At 55.6% G+C, this 21,885-nt stretch carries 16 protein-coding genes and 1 tRNA gene; 16 read left to right on the top strand and 1 reads right to left on the bottom strand.

Features of this window, described 5'->3' with window-relative positions:
• Nucleotides 1-13 precede the first annotated feature (13 nt).
• Nucleotides 14-2,179, bottom strand: a complete 2,166-nt coding sequence (gene speF / locus ACMGF9_RS02970) for an ornithine decarboxylase SpeF (RefSeq protein WP_041922371.1) — start codon at nucleotides 2,177-2,179, stop codon at nucleotides 14-16.
• 705 nt (nucleotides 2,180-2,884) lie between these two features.
• Here speF and ACMGF9_RS02965 point away from each other — a divergent pair.
• From ACMGF9_RS02965 to ACMGF9_RS02890, 16 genes are all read left to right on the top strand, one after another.
• Nucleotides 2,885-2,960: transfer RNA gene (locus ACMGF9_RS02965), tRNA-Phe, on the top strand.
• Between the two features lie 771 nt (nucleotides 2,961-3,731).
• Complete coding sequence (locus tag ACMGF9_RS02960) at nucleotides 3,732-4,214, top strand: Hcp family type VI secretion system effector (RefSeq protein ID WP_004937362.1); 483 nt, start codon at nucleotides 3,732-3,734, stop codon at nucleotides 4,212-4,214.
• Between the two features lie 47 nt (nucleotides 4,215-4,261).
• The gene (locus ACMGF9_RS02955; RefSeq protein WP_004937359.1) at nucleotides 4,262-4,744 is read left to right on the top strand and encodes an Hcp family type VI secretion system effector; all 483 of its coding nucleotides are present in this window, start codon (nucleotides 4,262-4,264) and stop codon (nucleotides 4,742-4,744) included.
• Between the two features lie 36 nt (nucleotides 4,745-4,780).
• Nucleotides 4,781-5,641 carry a hypothetical protein gene (locus tag ACMGF9_RS02950; RefSeq protein ID WP_226883070.1) on the top strand — a complete coding sequence of 287 codons (861 nt, stop codon included), beginning with the start codon at nucleotides 4,781-4,783 and terminating at the stop codon, nucleotides 5,639-5,641.
• Between the two features lie 923 nt (nucleotides 5,642-6,564).
• Nucleotides 6,565-7,860, top strand: a complete 1,296-nt coding sequence (locus ACMGF9_RS02945; RefSeq protein ID WP_015379054.1) for a lysine N(6)-hydroxylase/L-ornithine N(5)-oxygenase family protein — start codon at nucleotides 6,565-6,567, stop codon at nucleotides 7,858-7,860.
• 50 nt (nucleotides 7,861-7,910) lie between these two features.
• A complete protein-coding gene (locus ACMGF9_RS02940; RefSeq protein ID WP_076740989.1) occupies nucleotides 7,911-8,795 on the top strand; it encodes an ATP-grasp fold amidoligase family protein in 885 nt (294 codons plus the stop codon).
• A gap of 638 nt (nucleotides 8,796-9,433) precedes the next feature.
• Entirely contained in the window at nucleotides 9,434-10,348 is a 915-nt protein-coding gene (locus ACMGF9_RS02935; protein ID WP_075686721.1) for an alpha/beta hydrolase, read from the top strand.
• A 427-nt stretch (nucleotides 10,349-10,775) separates the two neighbouring features.
• Nucleotides 10,776-11,186 carry a GNAT family N-acetyltransferase gene (locus ACMGF9_RS02930; RefSeq protein ID WP_004937348.1) on the top strand — a complete coding sequence of 137 codons (411 nt, stop codon included), beginning with the start codon at nucleotides 10,776-10,778 and terminating at the stop codon, nucleotides 11,184-11,186.
• Nucleotides 11,187-11,213: 27 nt separating this feature from the next.
• The gene (locus ACMGF9_RS02925; RefSeq protein WP_004937346.1) at nucleotides 11,214-11,903 is read left to right on the top strand and encodes a helix-turn-helix transcriptional regulator; all 690 of its coding nucleotides are present in this window, start codon (nucleotides 11,214-11,216) and stop codon (nucleotides 11,901-11,903) included.
• Between the two features lie 20 nt (nucleotides 11,904-11,923).
• Nucleotides 11,924-13,225 (top strand): cytosine permease, encoded by a 1,302-nt coding sequence (locus ACMGF9_RS02920; protein WP_004937343.1) that lies wholly within the window; start codon nucleotides 11,924-11,926, stop codon nucleotides 13,223-13,225.
• 529 nt (nucleotides 13,226-13,754) lie between these two features.
• Entirely contained in the window at nucleotides 13,755-14,369 is a 615-nt protein-coding gene (locus ACMGF9_RS02915; RefSeq protein ID WP_004937341.1) for a helix-turn-helix domain-containing protein, read from the top strand.
• The gene (locus tag ACMGF9_RS02910) at nucleotides 14,370-15,266 is read left to right on the top strand and encodes a queuosine precursor transporter (protein WP_004937338.1); all 897 of its coding nucleotides are present in this window, start codon (nucleotides 14,370-14,372) and stop codon (nucleotides 15,264-15,266) included.
• Complete coding sequence (gene queF / locus ACMGF9_RS02905; protein WP_156866315.1) at nucleotides 15,244-16,083, top strand: NADPH-dependent 7-cyano-7-deazaguanine reductase QueF; 840 nt, start codon at nucleotides 15,244-15,246, stop codon at nucleotides 16,081-16,083. Before ACMGF9_RS02910 ends, queF begins: the two co-directional genes overlap by 23 nt.
• 123 nt (nucleotides 16,084-16,206) lie before the next feature.
• Nucleotides 16,207-18,354, top strand: coding sequence for a phosphocholine-specific phospholipase C (locus ACMGF9_RS02900; RefSeq protein ID WP_166445410.1), 2,148 nt, complete (start codon nucleotides 16,207-16,209; stop codon nucleotides 18,352-18,354).
• An 85-nt stretch (nucleotides 18,355-18,439) separates the two neighbouring features.
• A complete protein-coding gene (locus ACMGF9_RS02895) occupies nucleotides 18,440-19,576 on the top strand; it encodes an ABC transporter substrate-binding protein (protein WP_414160531.1) in 1,137 nt (378 codons plus the stop codon).
• Nucleotides 19,577-19,736: 160 nt separating this feature from the next.
• Nucleotides 19,737-21,860 carry a TonB-dependent receptor family protein gene (locus tag ACMGF9_RS02890; protein WP_015379060.1) on the top strand — a complete coding sequence of 708 codons (2,124 nt, stop codon included), beginning with the start codon at nucleotides 19,737-19,739 and terminating at the stop codon, nucleotides 21,858-21,860.
• The last annotated feature ends 25 nt before the right edge of the window (nucleotides 21,861-21,885 follow it).

The following is a 21,885-nucleotide window of genomic DNA, read 5'->3' as shown; positions in this document are numbered from 1 at the left end:
ACCGGCCCTTTTTTTACTGCTTGATCATATAGCCAAAGATGCGCTTCCAGCCGTGATCTTTTTTCTCGATGTAGACCCCCTGCAGCTCCGGCGAGAAGCCCGGCAGGCGGTTGATACCCTCCTCCAGCGCCAGGAAGTAGCGCTGCACCGCGCCGCCCCACACTTCGCCCGGCACCACGCACAGCACGCCCGGCGGATACGGCAGGGCCCCTTCCGCCGCGATGCGCCCTTCCGCCTGGCCGATCGGCACCAGCTCGACGTTGTCGCGGATAAACTCCACGTTGGCGTCCTGCGGGTTCATCACCACCGGCGGGAAATGATCCTGACGGAACATCTCCTTTTGCAGCTGCTTAACGTCAAAGCTGACGTACAGATCGTGCATCTCCTGACACAGCCGGCGAATGCTGTAGCCGCGGTAACGCTGCTCGTTCTTGCGGTACACCGTCGGCAGCACCACGCTCAGCGGCGCATCCTCTTCGACATAGCGTTCGAACTGCGCCAGCATCTCCACCAGTTGTTCCATCTTGGCCGGGTTCTCCGCCGGGGTCAGCAGGAACAGAATCGAGTTGAGATCGCACTTCTCCGGCACGATGCCGTTCTCGCGCAGGAAGTTGGCCAGAATGGTGGCCGGCACGCCGAACTCGGTGTATTGGCCGGTCGCGGCGTCAATCCCCGGCGTGGTCAGCAGCAGCTTGCACGGATCCACCAGATACTGATCCTGGGCATAGCCTTCGAAGCCGTGCCACGTCTCCCCCGGCACGAAGGTGAAGAAGCGCGCGTCGTTGGCGATCAGATCGGTATCGTGATCCTGCCAGTCTTTGCCCGCCACCTGCTGCGGAATAAACGGCTTTAGCTGCGAGCAGCGCGTGAGCAGCTGTTTGCGCGTCTCGATGCCCAGCTTGACGCAGTCCATCCACATGCGGCGCCCGGCGGGGCCGGCGTGCATCTTGGCGTTGACGTCCAGCGCGGCGAACAGCGGATAGAACGGGCTGGTCGACGCATGCAGCATGAACGCGTTGTTCAGGTGCTTGTGGTTGCAGTGGCGCTTTTGCCCTTTGATATGGTCGTCTTTCTTATGGATCTGCGAGGTCTGCGAGAACCCTGCCTGCTGTTTATGCACCGACTGGGTGACGAAAATGCCCGGATCGTGCTCGTCCAGCTCCAGCAGCAGCGGCGAGCACTCTTTCAGCATCGGAATAAAGCCTTCGTAACCCACCCAGGCGGAGTCGAACAGAATGTAATCGCACAGGTGGCCGATGGTGTCGATCACCTGGCGAGCGTTGTAAATCGTGCCGTCGTAAGTGCCGAGCTGAATGATCGCCAGCCGGAACGGCCGCGCCGCCGCGGCTTTCTCCGGCGCCACCTCGCGGATCTGCTCACGCAGATAGCGTTCGTCGAAGCAGTGCGCATCGATGCCGCCGATAAAGCCGAACGGGTTGCGGGCGGTTTCCAGATAGATCGGCGTGGCGCCGGCCTGGATCAGCGCCCCATGGTGGTTGGATTTGTGGTTGTTGCGATCGAACAGCACCAGATCGCCGCGGGTCAGCAGCGCGTTGGTCACCACCTTGTTGGCCGCCGAGGTGCCGTTGAGCACGAAGTAGGTTTTATCGGCGTTGAACACCCGCGCCGCGTGCTTTTGCGCATCCTTGGCCGAGCCTTCGTGGATCAGCAAATCGCCCAGCTTGACGTCGGCGTTGCACATATCGGAACGGAACAGGGTCTCGCCGTAGAAATCGAAAAACTGCCGGCCGGCCGGGTGTTTGCGGAAGAACTCGCCGCCCTGATGCCCCGGGCAGGCGAAGGTTGAGTTTTCCATCTCGACGTAGGTCTTCAGCGTTTTGAAGAACGGCGGCAGCAGCGCCTGCTCGTAGGCGTCGGCGGCGGCCTCCAGCTGCGCCATGTAGAACGGCTTGCTGGCGCCGGCCAGCAGCGCGAAAACCCCACTGACAAACGGCAGATAGTCCGGCGAGAGATGCTCGTCCCCTTCCACCGCCACGAAGGTCGGAATGTCGAACCCCGTCGCCTGCAAGCGCGCCAGAATGCCGGCGTTCACGTCGGCGACCGACACCACCGCCGCCGCCACGTCAGTGTAGTCCGTCTGCTCTACGCGCACGATCTGGCGCAGCGTCTCAATGGTGGCGACCAGGCTGGCGCTGGTCGCGATTTTCAATTCTTTCATCATGCTGACTCTCAAACGGTGAAGGATGAGGGTGTGCCACCGGCACGGTAATGAGATAACGCGGTTATCCCGGTAAAAGCGATACCCGGGCACGGCAGCATAAGCGGCGTGCGTGACCGGCTCATGATCGGGGATCATCAGGCGGCTATCGGGGGAACTGGTCTTGGCAGCGTCCGACAGGCATCAGTAAAATCAGGGCCGCAGCGCTGGCTTTACGCATGCCTAACAGCGAGCGTCAGGCGGCCTTACCGCATGGCCGGCAGGCGTATTCGGGCGGATGACGTGCGGAGGAAACAACGGCGGAACGGTGGCGGCGTCAGATGTCTGGTGCGCAGCAGCGCTTGAGCAACAAAACCAGTCATGCCAATAACCCTCTGGCTTATAAGAAGCGGAAACACCGTCAGGGAACGGAGAGTGCTAAAATTTGCGCAATGATTGCATGATTCGTTGCAGGGTTCAAGCGAGAATCGCCTTGATTGAACGTCCATTGATTAAAGCATAATTCATTGTTATTTAATTGAAAAACCAAAAATCGCGCGTTTTAAGATGGTATAAATACACGTTTTATATGCATATTTATTGAATGCGGATATCCCCCCGTCCCCCGCCCCTCCGGGCTTACTGCCTGAAAATAGAGCAACCGATCGGCTTTGTGACAGAAAGCGATTGACGCCATCCGGCCAATACGGTTTAATGCGCCCCGTTGCCCGGATAGCTCAGTCGGTAGAGCAGGGGATTGAAAATCCCCGTGTCCTTGGTTCGATTCCGAGTCCGGGCACCATATTCAGAAGAACCCGCCTATGGCGGGTTTTTCGCTTTCTGGGATACGGACTCTCCATCGAACTGCGTTCGATTATTCGATCTTACGGCCTCACCCTGCGGGCCAGCGCTGAAGCGCTGTTCAACGCGGCGCCAGCGCCGGTTGTCCGAGTCCGGGCACCATATTTAGAATAACCCGCCTATGGCGGGTTTTTCGCTTTCTGGGGTACGGACTCTCCATCGAACTGCGTTCGATTATTCGATCTTACGGCCTCACCCTGCGGGCCAGCGCTAAAGCGCTGTTCAACGCGGCGCCAGCGCCGGTTGTCCGAGTCCGGGCACCCTATTCAGAATAACCCGCCTATGGCGGGTTTTTCGCTTTCTGAGATACGGACTCTCCATCGAACTGCGTTCGATTATTCGATCTTACGGCCTCACCCTGCGCGCCAGCGCTAAAGCGCCACCGCATCATCCGATGGATGTGCAATTTCGCATTACAGGTGCACTTTCTCAAAAGGCCCACCCCCAATCCTCCAGGCGTCAAACGAGCGCACTCATATTCTCCGTTTATCGAGTGTTTTTTATTGCCATTCGGTGATGGAATATAGCCACGAACCTCTAACGGTATCACTTTGTTAAATAAAAACATATTGAATTAAAACTAGGAACATTCCGAATAAAAACGACATTGCTGTTAATTCATTCATATAAGGCTATGCTGAGTTTTACCTATTGATAAGACATTTTTAACCTATTCCGCTGCCAACGCGAAATAATGGAGGATCCGGCGACAATGGCAATTGATATGTATATGAAAGTTGAAGGAATGACGGGCGAGTCCCAAGACAGCAATCATAAAGGATGGACCGACGTACTTTCGTTTAACTGGGGCGCTTCACAGCCAGGAAATATGGCTGTCGGCGGTGGGGGCGGTTCCGGGAAAGTGAATTATCAAGACCTCCGTATTCAAGCGCTTATCGACAAATCTACACCCGCCATTCTTAAATATTGTTCCAGTGGAAAACATGTCGCGAAAATCGAGCTTTCCGTATGCAAAGCGGGCGGCAACCAGGTGGAATATTCCAAAATCGTTCTCGAAGACGTGCTGGTGACGCAAACCGATTTTAATGGTGTCGGTCAAAATGATGCGATCCTGGTTGATTACGCCTTCCAGGCGTCAAAAGTCACCATGAGTTACTGGGAACAAGGCAGCAGCGGCACTAAAGGCGCGGAAAGCAAATCTGGTTGGGATATCAAGCAGAATAAAGAGAGCTAAGTGCATTCTGGCACCTAACAATACGTTAATGATCGGGTGATAAAATCATGGCAATGGATATGTTTTTAAAAGTTGAAGGCATTAATGGCGAATCGAAAAATGCGAATCACAAGCAATGGATCGATGTCTTTTCCTTTAACTGGGGCGCGCGGCAGCCTGGCAATATGGCCGTTGGCGGCGGCGGCGGTACGGGTAAAGTGAATTTTCGCGATCTGACCGTACAGGCTCTGATAGATAAAGCGACACCTGCCTTATTGAAATACTGTTCGGCCGGTAAACACCTCGCCAAGGTGCAGTTGTCGCTTTGCAAAGCCGGTGGGCAGGAAGTGGAATATACCCGCATTACTCTGGAAGATGTATTAGTGACTCATACCGACTTCATCGGTGTCGAGCACGGTTCCACGCTAGGCATTGAATACTCTTTTCAGGCCGGTAAAGTATCGATGGAATACTGGGAGCAAGCGAAGCAAGGCAATAAAGGAGCTTCGGTGCAGATGGGCTGGGACATTAAGCAAAATAAAGAAAGCTAATCACATTACGGTGCATATCGTAATGGCGGGGGGATTATGGCATTTCCTAAGTCACATGAAATTTTAGCTCTGACATCGCAACACGAATCGAATAATCGGGTGTCAGCCAACTTTTTGACCCGTGAGATTTTGAATGAGGCGCTGATCCTCGTCAGGTCTCTGTCACCAGAAGAAGTCTTTCGATTAACAAAAACGGAGACCGGCCAGATCGCGTTTACGCTGGGTGAACTCAAAGATGAAAACAACCGCCGATTGACAGCCAATAATATTGAGTCAGGACAACGACCAGGCGGAAGAATTAATCACCTGGATAACCGCATTAATGTCTCTTTTCCCGGAACCTCATGGCAAATGGGAGCGCGTGTTCAGCATTTTGAGAATATCGCGTCGAGTACCGTCGGCGGAGCCGGTCTGGTTTTGATCGCGGGATTATGGACGGGGGCCGGTTCTGGCGTTGGCAGCATTTTAGGCAGAAATGCCGCCCAGCTCGCGGTAGTGACTGGCACGTATTTGGGTAAACGCTTCGTGACCAATAAAACCATGGTCGTGAATCAGATGGCGGCGCATATCAAAAACCTTGCCGATATGTTTAACTCCACCCACAACGCCTTTAATGATTTCAAGTTCGAAAGCGCAGCCAAGCGCGCACAATACAGTCCTGATCCTCAGGCAGAGCACCCTATTACTTTTGAACAGAAAGTCACGGATAACAATGCAGTTCCTGCTAATCATACCGATGCCATTCAGGCTATCGTGCGCCGTTTTGTAACGGGAACTTACCAACGTGTAGATATCGTCGGCCAGGGCGATATGTTTATAAAAGTCTTTTTCAGCGATGGGGAACTGGACATTTCGCAAGCCCAGTATGACTACCTCAGCAATTTGAAGCTCCCGTGATTGATCAACCTGGCAGGTCTTCGCGGTTCTGGCGCAACGGTTGTCATTCTGTCCAGGGTGCAAAAATGCCCCGAACTGACGGAAAGATTTTTATTGTCGGTAAGAATGGTCAATGACGATGACAAGGCAGACTGCCGGATCGGACGCGATCGTTGCGCCAGCGTGGCCAGTTTTTTCACACTCGGCTCGAGCAAGCGCCCTCTCCGGGCAGTCTTTGTCCGGCATTAATTAAACGAACCCTACCCCCGGTAGTTAACGCGAACCCTCCGCGTCCATAGGGTGCAACTCGGGGTAAAATATTGCCGTTCGGGGGGCAACAAGAGGAGATAAAGGTACAGAAGTGTGCGTATCACCTTAGTGGAAAAGTGTGATGCCCTGCCGCAAAAACAAAATAAAGCATTGAATTAAATGATAAAAATTAACTTACAACGCACGGATTTCATAATTTCACTTCCGATTTCATCTTTGCAAAAAGCATCCTGCCTCTAATATCACGTTATTTCACCTTCCCCGCGCCTATTTTAAGGCTATTCTAAGCAACGAATACACCGAGCCCGGCGTGCAATGGCATATACATCAGAAAAGCAGATAAGAACTCATACAGTGGGCATCCTCCCTGGTGGCCGTTTTCATGGCTTGATGAATCAGGGGGACATCGGAATTTTACTTAGGAATATTCATTAAATACACGCGCAAACCTTCATAGGGATTTTCATGGAAAGAAATACGCCCGTAGCCTTTGCCTGATGCGCTACCTAATGCTAAACGGGCATTTAAAATTGCGGTATTTTTGGCCCGTACACCTTTTAATTACATTTAATTCGTGAAGCTTACTTATAAGAAAAAGGCAGCCTGGTTGCTATAAGCCACCCTATCTGCAGTCGTATTTCTGGGTATTATTCTCATTATACTGGAGCTTATTAATGAATCAGCGTTTGGATATCATCGGTATTGGCCTTGGCCCGTCGAATCTTAGCCTGGCAGCCTTAGGAAGTGAAATAGAGGGATTTACGGGACAGTTCCTTGAGCGCAAACCTCATTTCTCCTGGCACCCAGGGATGATCCTGGCGGATTGCAGTATGCAGACCAACTTTTTAAAAGATTTAGTGAGCGCGGTTGCCCCAACCAATCGCTATAGCTTTCTCAACTATCTGGTAAAAAACAGAAAATTTTATCGTTTCCTGACGACGGAGCAGCGCACCGCATCGCGCGAAGAGTTCGCCGATTACCTCACCTGGGCCGCCGCCGGGATGGGATCATTGGCATTCAATCAAGACGTTCAGCGGGTCGAATTTGACGATCGGCAGCGCCAGTTTGTGGTGACCACCTCGAATAAGGTCTTCCACGCCAAACACGTCAGCATTGGCATAGGCAAGAAAATAAAGTTGCCGGATTGCGTGACGACGCAAAGCGATCGCTGTTTCCATGCCAGCGAAATGATGCTGCGCAACCCCGATCTGACCGGCAAACGCGTGGCGATCGTCGGCGGCGGCCAGAGCGGCGCAGATCTGTTCCTGAATATTTTTAAAGGGGAATGGGGGCAGCCGGCGCAGCTCGACTGGATATCGCGCCGCAATAACTACAATGCGCTCGATGAGGCTGCTTTTGCCAACGAATACTTCACACCCGATTACGTCGAGAGCTTTTACTCACTGGACAGCGCGGCCAAGCGGCATATGCTGGCCGAACAGAAGATGACCTCAGATGGCATCACCAGTGAGTCGCTGCTGGCGATTTATCGCGCCATGTACCACCGCTTCGACGTCCTGCGCGAGAAATTATGGGTGCGCCTGCTGCCCAGCCGTTCGCTGACGGCCGTGAAACACACGCTGGATAACGCCTACCAGCTCGAAACGCGTCATCATCTCGATCACGGCCAGGAAACCTTCAAGGCGGACGTGGTGATCTTTGCTACCGGTTATCAATCGGCGACGCCTGAGTTCCTTGAGCCTTTGGCCCACCGGTTGTTAAAGACTGCGGACGGCGAATACCGCATAGCCCCGGACTTTACCTTTGAGTGGGAAGGCCCAGCGGAGAACTGCTTATTTGCGATGAACGCCAGTATGCATAATCACGGCATTGCCGATCCTCAGCTGAGCCTGATGGCCTGGCGATCGGCCCGCATTCTTAATCGGGCGTTAGACCACAAGCCATTTGATCTGGGAACAACGCCGACAGCCATTCAATGGCGCAGTGAAAGCGTGCCGCCCGCGTTTTAAATACAAGAACGTCTTAATCATTGTCACTATGCTTTGATGGAATTACGTATATGAAGAGACAATTCAAGAAGTTTATTCTGAATCAGCTGGCCGTATTAGCCCCCGAGTTCAAGGCCAGATTGATATACAAAAGGGCATTTGGCAAACCGCTGAATTTACAGTCACCCTCAACCTGGAATGAAAAAATAAATCATCTTAAGTTGAATGGCTACAGTAATAACGCATTAGTGACTCAATGTGCAGATAAATATGCGGTGAGAGAGTACATCAAAGAAAAGGGATGCGAAGAGATTCTTAATGAGTTGTATTTTTCCTGTGATTCAGTGCAGGAAATACCGTGGGAAACGCTGCCTGATAAATTTGTCATTAAGGGAAACCACGGTTCAGGGTATAATTTAATTTGCCAAAATAAACAATCGTTGAACATTAAAAGCGCCTCTCATCTGATCGATGGATGGATGAAAGACGATTACTGGAAAACCTATGTAGAACTCAACTACAAAGGGATACAAAAAAAGATCATTGGGGAAAAGTATATCGAATCGACCAATGGTCACGGGCCTGAAGACTATAAAATCTATTGTTTCCGCGGTGTGCCTTACTGCACCTTGCTGTGCGTCGGCAGGGATACCGGGACGCCAAAATATTACTTCTTCGACAAAGAGTTCAAGTTCCTTTGCTATAGCGAAGACTGTCTGGCATTGAGCCAGGAGGAGATAGACGCTTTCGTGAAACCTGAGGGATATGATGAGCTGTTTGAGTACGCCACTCGCTTGTCGGCGCCCTTTGAGTTTGTTCGCGTTGATTTCTACATCTCGCAAGGCCAGATCATTTTTGGCGAGCTAACCTTTACCCCCTCCGCCGGATTGGATACGGATATTTTGCCGCCGACCGATATTTTGCTTGGCAAGATGCTGACGCTGCAGCAGCACTGATTTTCACCGGACGCCCACAGGGAAGATCGGGCGGCGCAGTGCCCAACGCGAGAGGAATACCGGCCGACATGTTCGCAACCTGCCGGCCGGTATTGCCCTGAAGGTATCGGGCCCATGATCTCGCTTGTTCATACCGCCGTTACAGAAAAACCCCGCCACCTATCCCTGATAGCCCGCAACCGGCCCAGGCGCAATACCTCAGCCGGACCACATAACCATTTGAAAAATAATGCCATTAAATAATCAATAAGAATCACTTACATATTTATAATAAAATGTTCTATATGTATAGGAAGCTATAATATAAGATACCGGAAAGTTTCCCTGGTGTTGTTGTGTGTCTTTGCCCTATTTTATAGGGCTTTTTTTGCTAAAAATCGTTGATAACCGTGTATTTCCCCCGCTATTCGCCATTCCCCTCCCCATAAAAACCATAACCATTTCTAATTAATTGCAATCTCTCTTATTCCTGACTTACCAATAATAACAATGAGTTGCTATTAACCCGGCAAAGCAACTGGCGGCCCTCTTCCGGGTTTTGGCCGCCATTCGCGGCCGGAATGTCCGCCCTAAAGGTAGGTTTTTGCCGGGCGCGAACGGATGCTACTATCGGCCTTTTTCCGAAGGTGCTAACCCGCATGTTTTTGTCCAACCGGCATTTTATCTCTGCGCTTCTGGCGCTCGCCATCGGCCTTTGGCTGCCGGGTTCCGTGCTGGCCAGGCCCGATTTGGAACGCAAGATCGGCGCTACCGTAGCCGATAGCGATTCTGCGGATTACCGCTTCAGCGACCTGCGCTTCACCTCCGCCGATGGCCGACGGCATTACCGCGTTCGCATCGCCCAACCGCATCGGGCGCCTGAGCCGGGCGGCTATCCAACGGTTTATTTCCTCGACGGCAACGCGGTGCTGATGGAGTTAAACGCCGCCTTACTGGCCAAATTGGCAGCGGCGAAGCGGCCGCCGGTGCTGGTCATGATCGGCTATGACAACGATCTGCGCATCGATGCCGCCGGCCGCGCCTACGACTATACGCTCCCTCTGCCGGCAGGCATGAAGACACCGCCGCGGGCCGGCGGGGGCGCGGATGCGTTCCTGCAATTGATTGAAACTCGGATCAAACCGGCGATCGCCGCCAGACTGGCGGTCGATCCGCAGCGGCAGACGCTGTGGGGGCACTCCTACGGCGGGCTCTTCGTTCTGCACACGTTGTTTACCCATCCTGCCGCCTTTCAGCGCTATATCGCCGTGGAACCCTCGCTGTGGTGGGGCAACGGCATGATCCTGCAAGAAGCGCAGCAGATGACGGAACGGCGCGCGGCGCCGGCGATAAGGCTGCAACTGTGGGTTGGCCTGGCGGAACGCGATCGCGCGGCCCCGCCCGGTGTAAAGAGCCCCGCTCTGCCGGCGGACGCAACGCATTTGCTGGCCGAACAGCTGGCGCAGCTCGACGGTTTCACCGTCGGCTATCGGGAATGGCCCGCCTTAGGGCACGGCGCCATGCTGGGCGCGACCATCGAGCCGGCGCTGGGCAGCGTCATCGCAGAAGACTGAATTCGCGGCTCAGAAGGCATCGGCCACATTTTCATCTGCAGCGCATATCTTCTGATAAGAAGAGTGTTTAATATCTGAGACAGAGAACGGTGGCCGCGGGCGGGCGCGTCAAAAAACAAAGTGGCTCCCCCGTCGGCAAGTGAGCTTGCTCTATCCGGTGGAGCCATACAGTACTGCAGTTTTCCCGGTGGGGCCCTGGTGAGGCGCAAGTAGGAAAAGATGGTGTAAGCAGGGCATTTCAGCGTTTTAATACCGCCTGTTTCACTATTTTCTTCTCCCTGTGGCGCCTATCATAAGCGCCCGTTCACCAGGCGGAAAAGGGTGAAAACCACCCTTGAAATACATTAACGAAAGTGATATTAGAAGCGGTTGGGGCGAAAGCGCCTAGTTCAGTTTTGAATAATTAAATCAGGGAATTATATTAAAAATGAATATTAATATCACCGACAAACCCAACCCGCAGGATGAAGAGTTCGTTATCGACAGCCTTTGGGCGCACAATCACAAAACCCAGCCCGTAGACATTCACCCGCTGTTCCTGACCGTTACCGACGACAACCAGCAGATCGTCGGCGGCCTAGTCGCGCGCACCTGGTGGGGCGGCCTGGAAGTGCAATATCTGTGGGTTGGCGATCAATGCCGCAAAAGCGGGTATGGCCGCCAATTGATGGAGTTGGCCGAAGAAGAAGCCCGCAAGCGCGGTTGCCATATGGCCTATGTCGATACCTTCGATTTCCAGGCCAGAGGCTTCTACGAAAAATTGGGCTACCGGGTCTACGGCGAGCTGGGCGACTATGCGCATCGCCACACCCGCCATTATCTGGCTAAAAGCCTGTAACGCGGCCTGAGCGGCACAGAGGTGGGTATGGGTTCATCACATAAAAATAATGAATCTTATTTTAAGGGCCTCATCACCATGATGGAGCACCTGAGCGAACCCTGGGGCATCAAAGACCACCTGTCCCGCCACCTCTATATGAACCGCGCCGCTTATCTCTATACCAATACGCCGCTGAATTTCGACGTCGCCGGCAAATATGACCACGAGTTCCCCGCCGACTGGGCCGACTCCGCCGCCGACTTTATCGAGCATGACAAAATGACCGAAGCGGCGCGCGATCGGGTCACGGTCATAGAAACGCACTACTGGTACGGCAAAGACAGCCTGACGCCGTTTATCAGCGAAAAGCTGCCGGTGTACAACGATGACAAACAGGTGATTGGCGTGATCTGGAACGCCAAGCCGATGAACAGCCTGTCACCGCTGAAGTACATCAATCAGCAAAAACCCAGCGTGTTGACCACCGAAGTCAATAACGAGCTGTTCACCCGTGCCGAACTCGATGTTATTTTCCTTATGCTGCAACGATTTACGGTGAAAGAGATCGCCAAAATCTATAATGTCAGCAATAAGACCATCGAAAACCGCATTTATAACATTTACCAGAAGGCCAACGTGCATACTCAGCAGCAATTTGAGGAATACTGCAAATACGCCAATCTGGATAACTACATTCCCGATCGCCTGATAACCAAAGGCATTCAGTTTATTTGAACCGCAAGGAAGATCTCACCGTGATAAAGATCGAAGATTATCCGCTCACCCGGGTGCCGCAGGATAAACGAGTTTCGTTTTTAAGCGTGGCCATCGTGCATATGGGCATGCTGACCGCACTGGACCAGTTCATGCTCGGCGCCGTACTCGGCAATTCCATGACGCTGATTGACGCCTTCACCGCCATCTTCGTCGGCAGCCTGATCTTCGGCGTGGTGACCTACGGCCTGGGGCTGGCGGGCATGCGCGAAGGCATTTCCGGCAGCCTGCTGGCGCGCTGGTGCGGCTTCGGCCGTCTGGGCTCGGTGCTGATAGGCGTGGTGGTTGCCGTCAGCCTGCTGGGTTGGTTCGGCATTCAGAACGCCATTTTCGCCAAGTCGCTCGACTTCGCGCTCGGCAATAAGCTGGGCTTCGGCCTGGCCGCCGGGCTCTCGGGCACGCTATTGACCATCCTGGTGGCATTCGGCTTCAAGGCGCTGCGCATCGCCGCCCGTATCGCGGTGCCGATGTTCATCATGCTGGTGGCCTATATTTCGGTGACCGCGCTTTCCGGCCATAACCTGCAGGAGATCATCCAGCTGGCGCCGCCGGGTGAGCCGCTGACCATCAGCGCCGGCATCACCATCGTCGTCGGCGGCGCCATCGTGGCCAGCCTGATGACCCCCGATCTGACCCGTTACTCCAAAAACGGCAAGCACGTGCTCGGCGTCACGCTCTTCACCATTATCGCCGGCGAGTTCGTGGTGAACGGCCTGGCGATCCTGATCGCCAAAACCCTGGGCACCGCGGATGTGGTCACCATCATGTCGCAAGCGGCCGGCGGCGCCGGTTTGCTGGTGGTGGTGTTTTCCACCCTGCGCGTCAACGATCTCAACCTGTACTCTTCTTCGCTGGGCATCGTCAATGCGGTGGAAGGCATCACCGGCAAGAAGCTGAAGTACACCTACACTACGCTGGTGATCGGTATTCTGGGCACCACCCTGTCGGTGCTGGGCATTCTTGACCGCTTTGTCGACTTTCTGACGGTGCTTGGCGTGGTCTTCCCGCCGATTATCGGCATCATGCTGGTGGACTATTACCTGCTGCGCAGCCATCGCAAGATCCTGGATGAGAGCCGCCGGACCGGCCAGCTGCCGAACGAAACGCCAACTATCGGCTGGGCGGCGATCGTCGCCAGCATCGCCGGCGGCGCCGTTGGCCTGGCAACCGAATGGGGCGTACCGACCATCAATTCCCTGGTCGCTGCCAGCCTGCTGTATTGGCTGCTTAAACTGGTCTTCAGCCGGGCGCAAAAACCGCTGGCATCACAGAAATCGCTCTGATTTTCGTGAACGCGGTAATGCACTCCTCCGATAACGGGGGAGTGTTAGACGCTCGAAAAGGGGATTCAATGCAAAAGAATGAGCCGATCGCGCAGACAAACGGCCATGGTGATTAGGGTCCCTGGTGTCGGTAGCAAGCTATCCATTATGCTCAGAGTGTGGCAACGCCCCCTCTGAGCTTTTTATTATAAAAACTGTCGGCTTCCGTGTTTTGATCGTAAAGAGAAACTTCAGCTTGCATGAACAGTAGCCCATGAAATCGGCTTTGGTCAACATAAAAGTAAACATAAAACCGGCTTTTGTGTTCACTTTTCCATAAGAAAAACCTAATCAATTGATTTGCACGGCTTTATCTTTCGCGCAGAGGAAGCAGACCGCCTCCGCTGATATCATTGCGCTAAACGGCTGACGGAAAACAATAATTACTGCTAATAATCAGTTCGTTACCTGCTCGCCTGCGCCTTTTTATCTGGACAACGCCACTGCGTAAGATATAGTGAAGCCTGCGTAATGTTTGTAAGGACAGCCAATGAAAACCACCAACGCACAGCGCAAAATCAACATCATTAAAAATATTGAATATCTGATGCGTACCCGCGGTGAAACCAAGGCTTCCTTTTCCAATCGCAGCGGCCTGACGCGTACGACTCTCTACAAAATTCTTGACGGAAGAGTGAACAACGTTCAGCAATCCACCGTGAATAGGATCTCCGATTTCTTCGGTGTCTCCTGTGAAGAGATCGAAGATTACGATCTGGAAAAGCTGGAGCTGCTTAACGAAACGCTGTCCACCGAAGGCAACAAGAACCCTTCCGCCATTCCGGTAATCCCGCAGTCGCGCTATCTGGCCGTCTCGCAGCGCAAGATCGGGCAACTGGTCACTGAGTTCCCTTTGACTTATTTCTTCGGCGATGAGTCGAACATGTTGGCAATGAAAATAGAGACCGAAATTAAAGGGTCATTTATTCCCGGCGAAGTCATCATCATCAAACGCCCGCCGGTACTGATTTGCGATTCGCCTTTGCTGTATCACTCGGGAAAAAGCGGCTTCTTTGTGGTTGACGACAAAGACAGCGAAAGCATGGACAAACGCCCTCAGGACACCGTGCAATTCCTGGGTTACATCGTTGGAGAAAGGCTATAAATGGAACCGAATCAGAAGTTCAAGCTGTTGGGCTTCACCCGGCATGGCACCATCGCGGCCAATGTCATGGTATTGGCCACCGGCAAAACCATCACCATGGGGCTGAATGAGCTGGCCGACAGCGAAATATCAGAAGATTTAAGCCGGCATGAGCTGCAGGCGCTGTACCGTAAACTCTATGGTGACAACCAACAAAAAACCGCCTACGAGCTCAGCGATCGCCATGAACGATCCTGGTACGCCTACCTGATTATTACCGTGGCGCTCAGCGTGATTTATATTTTCTCAACGCTGTGCGGCGTCAAGCCGATCCAAATCCCGGTGCTGAATCTCATCACGCCGCCGGCGATCTTCATTTACCCGCTCACGTTCATTCTGGTGGATATCCTCAACGAATTCTATGGCTTACGGCTGGCCAGGCGCACCATCATCATCTCGTTTATCGCCAATCTGACCTTCGTCCTGGGCGTTTGGGTAACGACGCTGGTGCCGAGCATTCCGCAGTGGGAGTACAGCGAGACCTACAACGGCATCGTGCACAGCATCATGGCGGTGCTGGTGGCCTCGTCGGCGGCCTATCTGATCTCCGAAAACGTCAACTCCTACCTGCTCTGCAAAATCAAAGAGTTGACCAATTCCCGCTACCTGTTTGTGCGCGTGATCACCAGCACCGTAGTGGCTTCGGCCATCGACAGCGTGGTGTTCTGTACGCTGGCGTTCTATAACGTGCTGAGCTGGGACATCATCAAAACCATGATCCTGTCGCAGTTCCTGATCAAGGTGGTTTACGCCCTGCTGGGCGTCGGGCCGATCTACGCCACCCGCAGTCTGTTTAATCGCTACATCAATACCGAACAAGCAAAGGGCAATGAATATGCATATCCAAAAGCAAGATAAAATCACCCATCTTGGCGCGAACTCCGATTATCCGGATCAATATGCTCCCGCATTGCTCGAAGCCTTGCCGCGTGCCCGCGGCCGCGATCTGATCGGCGTGGACGAGCGGCAGCTGCCGTTCAGCGGCTTTGATCTGTGGACCGCCTTCGAGCTGTCCTGGCTCAACGCCAAGGGCAAGCCGGTGGTGGGCATCGGCGAATTTACCTTCCCGCACTCTTCTTCCAACCTGATCGAATCCAAATCGTTCAAGCTGTATCTCAACAGCTTCAACCAAACGCGCTTCGACAGCGTGGAACAGGTGAGCGCCGCTATGCAGAAGGATCTGTCGCAGGCGGCCAACGGCCAGGTCACCGTCAAACTCTATCCGGGGCTGGAAGGTTATCCGGCGCAGATCGACCGCCTGCCGGGCATCAACATCGACGATTTGGACATCGCGGTTGACGACTTCACGTTCAAGCCGGAATACCTGTGCGGCGCGGCCGATCAAGGGGAACCGGTAACGGAGACGTTGTCTTCCAACCTGCTGAAGTCCAACTGCCTGGTCACCAATCAACCAGACTGGGGCAGCGTGGTTATCCGCTATGAAGGCCGCAAAATCGATCGCGAAAGCCTGCTGCGCTACCTGATCTCCTTCCGCCAGCACAATGAATTCCACGAGCAGTGCGTCGAACGTATTTTCAACGACATCAAGCAGCACTGCCGCCCGGAAAAACTCAGCGTGTTCGCGCGCTATACCCGCCGCGGTGGCCTGGATATCAACCCCTTCCGCAGCGATTTCGAAACGGCGCCGGCGCTCGGCCGCCTGATCAGACAGTAAGCGTCATCCACCAATGCTCCCGCCAGGGAGCATTGTTTTCCTCGATTTCATCTCCCTGTTATTTTTCGCCATTATCGTCGTCAGCGGCTATCTTCAAAGCACACTGACGGAGATTAACGACGCATGCCTGACCTTTCTCGCAGAGACATCCTGCGGGCTGCCGCCATCGGATCGGCGTTCTCGCTGTTGCCCGCCTCGATTCGCAAAGCGCTGGCCATTCCCGCCAATAACCGCACCGGTACCCTGCGCGACGTCGAACACGTGGTGATCCTGATGCAGGAGAACCGCTCTTTCGACCACTACTTCGGCACCTTGCCGGGCGTGCGCGGCTTCAGCGATCGCTTTACCATTCCACTGCCCGGCGATCGCCTGGTCTGGCAGCAACAGGGCGCCGAACGGCTGGTGCTGCCCTACCATCTGGACAGCAAACGCGGCAACGCCCAGCGCGTCACCGGCACGCCGCACTCGTGGGTGGATGAGCAAGCCGCCTGGGATCACGGCCGCATGAGCGCCTGGCCCACCTACAAAACGCCGGCCTCGATGGGCTACTACCGCCAGCGGGAGCTGCCGTTCCAGTTTGCGCTGGCCAACGCTTTCACCCTGTGCGATGCCTATCACTGCTCCATCCACGCCGGCACCAACACCAACCGGCTGTTCCACTGGACCGGCACCAACGGCCCATCCGCCGCCGACGTGGCGGTGGTGGTCAACGAATGGGACAGCCCCGGTCCGGCGGACCGCGGCTACCAGTGGACAACCTATCCGGAACGGCTGGAGGCGAGCGGCGTCAGCTGGAAGGTATATCAATTCCTGCCGGACAATTTTACCGACAACCCGCTGGCGGGTTTTCGCCAATACCGCGCCGCCAGCATTCAGGTGGGCAACCCGGCGTGGCCGCCGAAAGACTTCAACGCTTTCGTGCCTTATAGCGATGCGCTCAACGAGGCCGCACCGCTGTACAAAGGCAACGGCAACACCCTGCCGGCCGCCGACGGCAACGATCTGGACGCCATGCTGGCCGGATTCCGCGCCGACGTACAGCAGGGCAAACTGCCGCAGGTCAGTTGGATCATCGCGCCGGCGGCCTATTCGGAACACCCCGATCCCTCCAGCCCGGTACAGGGCGGCTGGTTCACCCAAGAGATCCTCAACGCGCTGACCGACAACCCGGAGGTGTGGAGTAAAACCGTTCTGCTGGTCAACTACGACGAAAACGACGGCTTTTTTGACCATATGCCTTCGCCTTCCGCGCCGTCGCTGCGCGAAGACGGCAGCTTCGCCGGTAAATCGACGGTGCCGTTCGACACCGAGATCTTCCAGCACGTGGCGCCACCCGGTTCGCAGGATCAACCGCCGCCGGACGGCCGCATCTACGGGCCCGGCCCGCGGGTGCCGATGCTGGTGCTGTCACCCTGGAGCCGCGGCGGCTGGGTCAATTCGCAGGTTTTCGATCACACCTCGGTGCTGCAATTTTTGGAAAAGCGCTTTCAGGTGCATGAACCCAACATCAGCGCCTGGCGCCGCGCGGTGTGCGGCGATCTCACTTCGGCGTTCAACTTTGTCGATCCTAACGGCGAAGCGCTGCCGAGCCTGCCCGCCACCAGCCGCCACGCCGCCGACGGCCTGCGCCAGCGTCAGGAACAGCTGCCGCAAGTGCCGCTGCCATCACCCGCCCACCAGCGTTTACCCCACCAACGCCGCCTGGCACGCCCTTCCCGCGCGTTGCCCTACCAGCTGCACGTCGAGGCCGGCGTCGCGGCCGAGCAACGCCGCGTGACGCTGAACCTGTTCAATACCGGCGAGCAGGGAGCGGTGTTTCACGTCTACGACCGGCGCGATCTGGCGCAGATCCCGCGCCGTTTTACCGTCGAGGCGGGCAAGGCGGTCAGCGACGACTGGCAAACGGAGAATGAGTACCATCTGTGGCTGCTTGGCCCCAACGGCTTTCATCGTGAGTTGCGCGGTGCCCTGAGCCGGCCGCAGCCGGAGGTGCGTTTGCGCCCGACGGGCCGCAACCTGCTGCTGCAGTTGAATAACCCGGCCCCCGAAGCGATAACGGTCACCCTCGAACGCTGCCCTTACACGCAGCAAGGCCCGTGGCCTATCACGCTGCCTGCGGGCGGCAGCCATCAGCAAGCGTTTGACGCCCGCGCCAGCGGCGGTTGGTACGATATTACGCTGCAAAGCGCCGGGGGCTGGCTGCGTCGCCTGGCGGGGCGGCTGGAAGATGGCGAACACAGCGTCAGCGACCCGCTGATGGGCCATGAATAACTATCGGCATCGAGGGAGTTCAAAAATCGAAAGGATATCGCTTATCATTGCGCTCTCGTTCTTCGCCGATTACCCAAGGATCTTCATGCCCGCTGTTCTTATCGCCAAAGCCGGCCGCTGGTTGGCCGCCTGCGTTTTACTGTTGGCCGGCGCCGCTCAAGCCGCGCCGATCGTCGTCACCGATGTCGCCGGCCGCCAGGTTACGCTGCCGCAACCGGCCAAGCGCGTTATCCTGGCCGACGCCCGCGCGCTGTTGGCGCTGAATATTCTGCATCCGCAGGAGCCGCTGAAAAACATCATCGCCTGGGACAACTCGCTGAAGGTCAAAGCGCCGGATCTGGTTGAAGCCTACGCGAAAAAATTCCCACAGGTCATGCAGATCCCCACCTTCGACAACCCCTACACCAGTGATTTCAGCGTGGAAAGCGCGGTGGTGCGTCAACCGGATCTGATCATTTTCGACATTGGCCTGCTGAGCAAATTGAAAGACAGCGGCGTGCTGACCCAGTTGGAAAAGGTCGGCATCCCGGTGCTGATCATCGATTTTCGCCAACAGCCGCTGACCAACACCGTCGCCAGCATGGCGCTGTTGGGTAAAGTATTTGACGAGCAGCCCAATGCCGACGCCTTCATCCGTCTCTATCAGCAGCGCCTCGAGCTGGTGCGGCAGCGGGTCGCCACGCTGAAACCGGAGCAGCGCCCCAGCGTCTTCATCGAGCGCAGCGCCGGCATCAAAGGCGAACAGTGCTGCAACACCTTCGGCAAAGGCAGCTTCGGGCAGTTCATCGAGACCGCCGGCGGCAATAATATCGGCAGCACGCTGTTTTCAGACATGGGCGGTGAAGTGAACGTCGAACAGGTGATCGGCAGCAACCCGGATTTCTATCTGCTGACCGGCGCCGACTGGAGCCGCGGGCATCGCGGCACGCTGGCGGTGCCGCTGGGTTACGCCACCGATATGGCCACCAGCCAAAAGAAACTGGCGCATCTGCTGGATCGCACCGGCATTAACGTGCTGAAAGCGGTGAAAGAAAAACGCGTGATGGCGATTTACCATCAATTTTACGACACGCCGCTCAACTTTATCGCGGTTGAGGCGATCGCCAAGTTCCTGCACCCGGCGCTGTTTAAAGATATTGATCCGCAAGCGGATATCGAAATGGTGCACCGGAAATTCACCGCGCTGGATTACAGCGGCGTCTTCTGGCTTACGCCGCAATAACCCCCGCCAGGGCCCGCCAGCCGGGCCCTGTTTCCCGCATTCATTATTTAGTTACCCGCTTAACTATCCCGTAACAATTCTATTTACTTGCCAATAATTATCATTAAGATTGTCTTTTCTAAAAAAACACATCCGGGTCTGAAACTCTTAAGGCATTATTATGTCACCTCTTTTTCGGCTTTCTCTGCTGACGGCTTCCATCGCCGTCGCATTCCCTGTCCTTGCTACTGATAACTCATCTCAGAACGATACCGACACCGTGACCGTCGTCGGCAACTGGCTGGACAACCCCGATACCAGTTCGGTGCTGCTCAACCATCCGGGCGCGCGTTCCATCGTCACCCAGCAGCAAATGCACGAACAGGGCGACCAAACCATCGCCGACAGCCTGCGCGGCGTACCCGGCGTGCAAGTGCGCGACAGCAACGGCACCGGCGGCAGTGACATCTCGCTTAACGTCGGCGTGCGCGGCCTGACTTCGCGTCTTTCTCCACGCTCCACCATTCTGATGGACGGCGTCCCGCTGGCGGTCGCGCCTTACGGCCAGCCGCAGCTGTCGATGGCCCCGCTGTCTATCGGTAATCTGCAATCGGTAGACGTGGTGCGCGGCGGCGGCGCGGTGCGCTACGGGCCGCAGAACGTCGGCGGCGTGATCAACTTCGTTACCCGTGACATTCCCAAAACGTTTGGCGGCACCGCCAGCGTACAAACCCAGGGCGCCAGCCACGGCGGCCTGAAGACCCTGACCAGCGCCTCCGTGGGCGGCACCGCAGACAACGGCCTCGGCGCCGAACTGCTCTACTCCGGGCTGCACGGCCAGGGTTACCGCGACAACAACGACAACACCGACATCGACGATTTCATGCTGAAAACGCGTTATGCGTTCACCGATCGTGACGAGCTGCTGGCCAATTTCCACTACTACGACGCCAAAGCCGGCATGCCGGGCGGGCTGAGCACCGCGCAATACGCGCAAAACCCGTTCCAATCCACGCGGCCGTGGGACCAGTTCGAAGGCCGCCGCAAGGATATGTCGTTCAAGTACAAACATCAGGAAGACGACAAACAGTTCGAAGTGTTGACCTACTTCACCGACAGCTACCGCGGCAGCAACATCGAATCGGAAGGCACCGGCAAAAACGCGGGCCAGCGGCGCATGGTCTCCTATCCGCGCCACTATTCAACCTGGGCTATCGAACCAAGTTACTCGCAGGTCTTCCGTTTCTGGGATATGGCGCACGAGATCACCCTCGGTTACCGCTATCTGAATGAAACCATGGATGAAAAGGCGTCGCGTTCGGCCTGGTATAACCCGGCGAATATCGGCTCGACGCCGGAGACCCCGGATTATTACCAGCACACCTCCGGCGGCACCGCGGCCAACGCGTTCTATATCGACGACACCATTAACGTCGGCAACTGGACGGTCACGCCGGGCCTGCGTTATGAAAGCATCCGTACCCACGTGGACGATTCGTTCAACAACATCAGCCGCAAGAAAAGCTACAGCGAGCCGCTGCCGTCATTGAACGTGATGTACCACCTGTCCGACGCCTGGAAACTGTTCGCCAACGCCAACACTTCTTTCGGCAGCATGCAGTATTTCCAACTGACCAAAGGCGGCAACGGCAACCAGCCGGCGCCGGGGCTAACGGCGGAAAAAGCGCACACCTATGAATTCGGCACCCGCTACGACGACACCGTAGTCAAGGCCGAGGCCACGCTGTTCTACATCGATTTCGATAACCAGCTGCAGTACATCAGCAACGACGTGGGCTGGACCAACATGGGTGCCACCAAGCACAAAGGCATCGAGCTGGCACTCAGCTACGATCTCAGCGAACTGAATCGCGCGCTCGACGGCGCCAGCGTCTACACCAGCTATACCTACACCAAGGCCAGCACCGACAAGGGCGACTTCGCCGGTAAAGATCTGCCGTTCTACTCGCGCCAGGTCTATACCGTCGGTACACGTTACGCCACCGGCAGCTGGGTATGGAATCTGGACGGTTATGCGCAGTCGAAACAGCATTCGCCGGGCACCGGGCCGGAGTACATCACGCAGGAAAGCGCCGATGGCCAGTTCGGCAATATCGCCGGTTACATGGTGTGGAATATGCGCGGGGAATATAACTTCGGGCCGCAGCTGTCGAACCTGACGCTGGGTGCCGGGGTGAAAAACCTGTTCGATCAGCGCTACTTCACCCGCTCCAACGACAACAACTTCGGCAAGTACGTCGGCGAACCGCGCACCTTCTTCGTGCAGGGGTCAATCGCCTTCTAATGCCGGGGCCCGGCAGGGCCTCGGT

Source organism: Serratia sp. BNK-23 (genome assembly GCF_047456145.1).
Taxonomy (GTDB): Bacteria; Pseudomonadota; Gammaproteobacteria; order Enterobacterales; family Enterobacteriaceae; genus Serratia; species Serratia nematodiphila.
The sequence above is the reverse complement of the archived record's forward strand: the minus strand, read 5'-3'. Positions and strand labels throughout refer to the sequence as shown.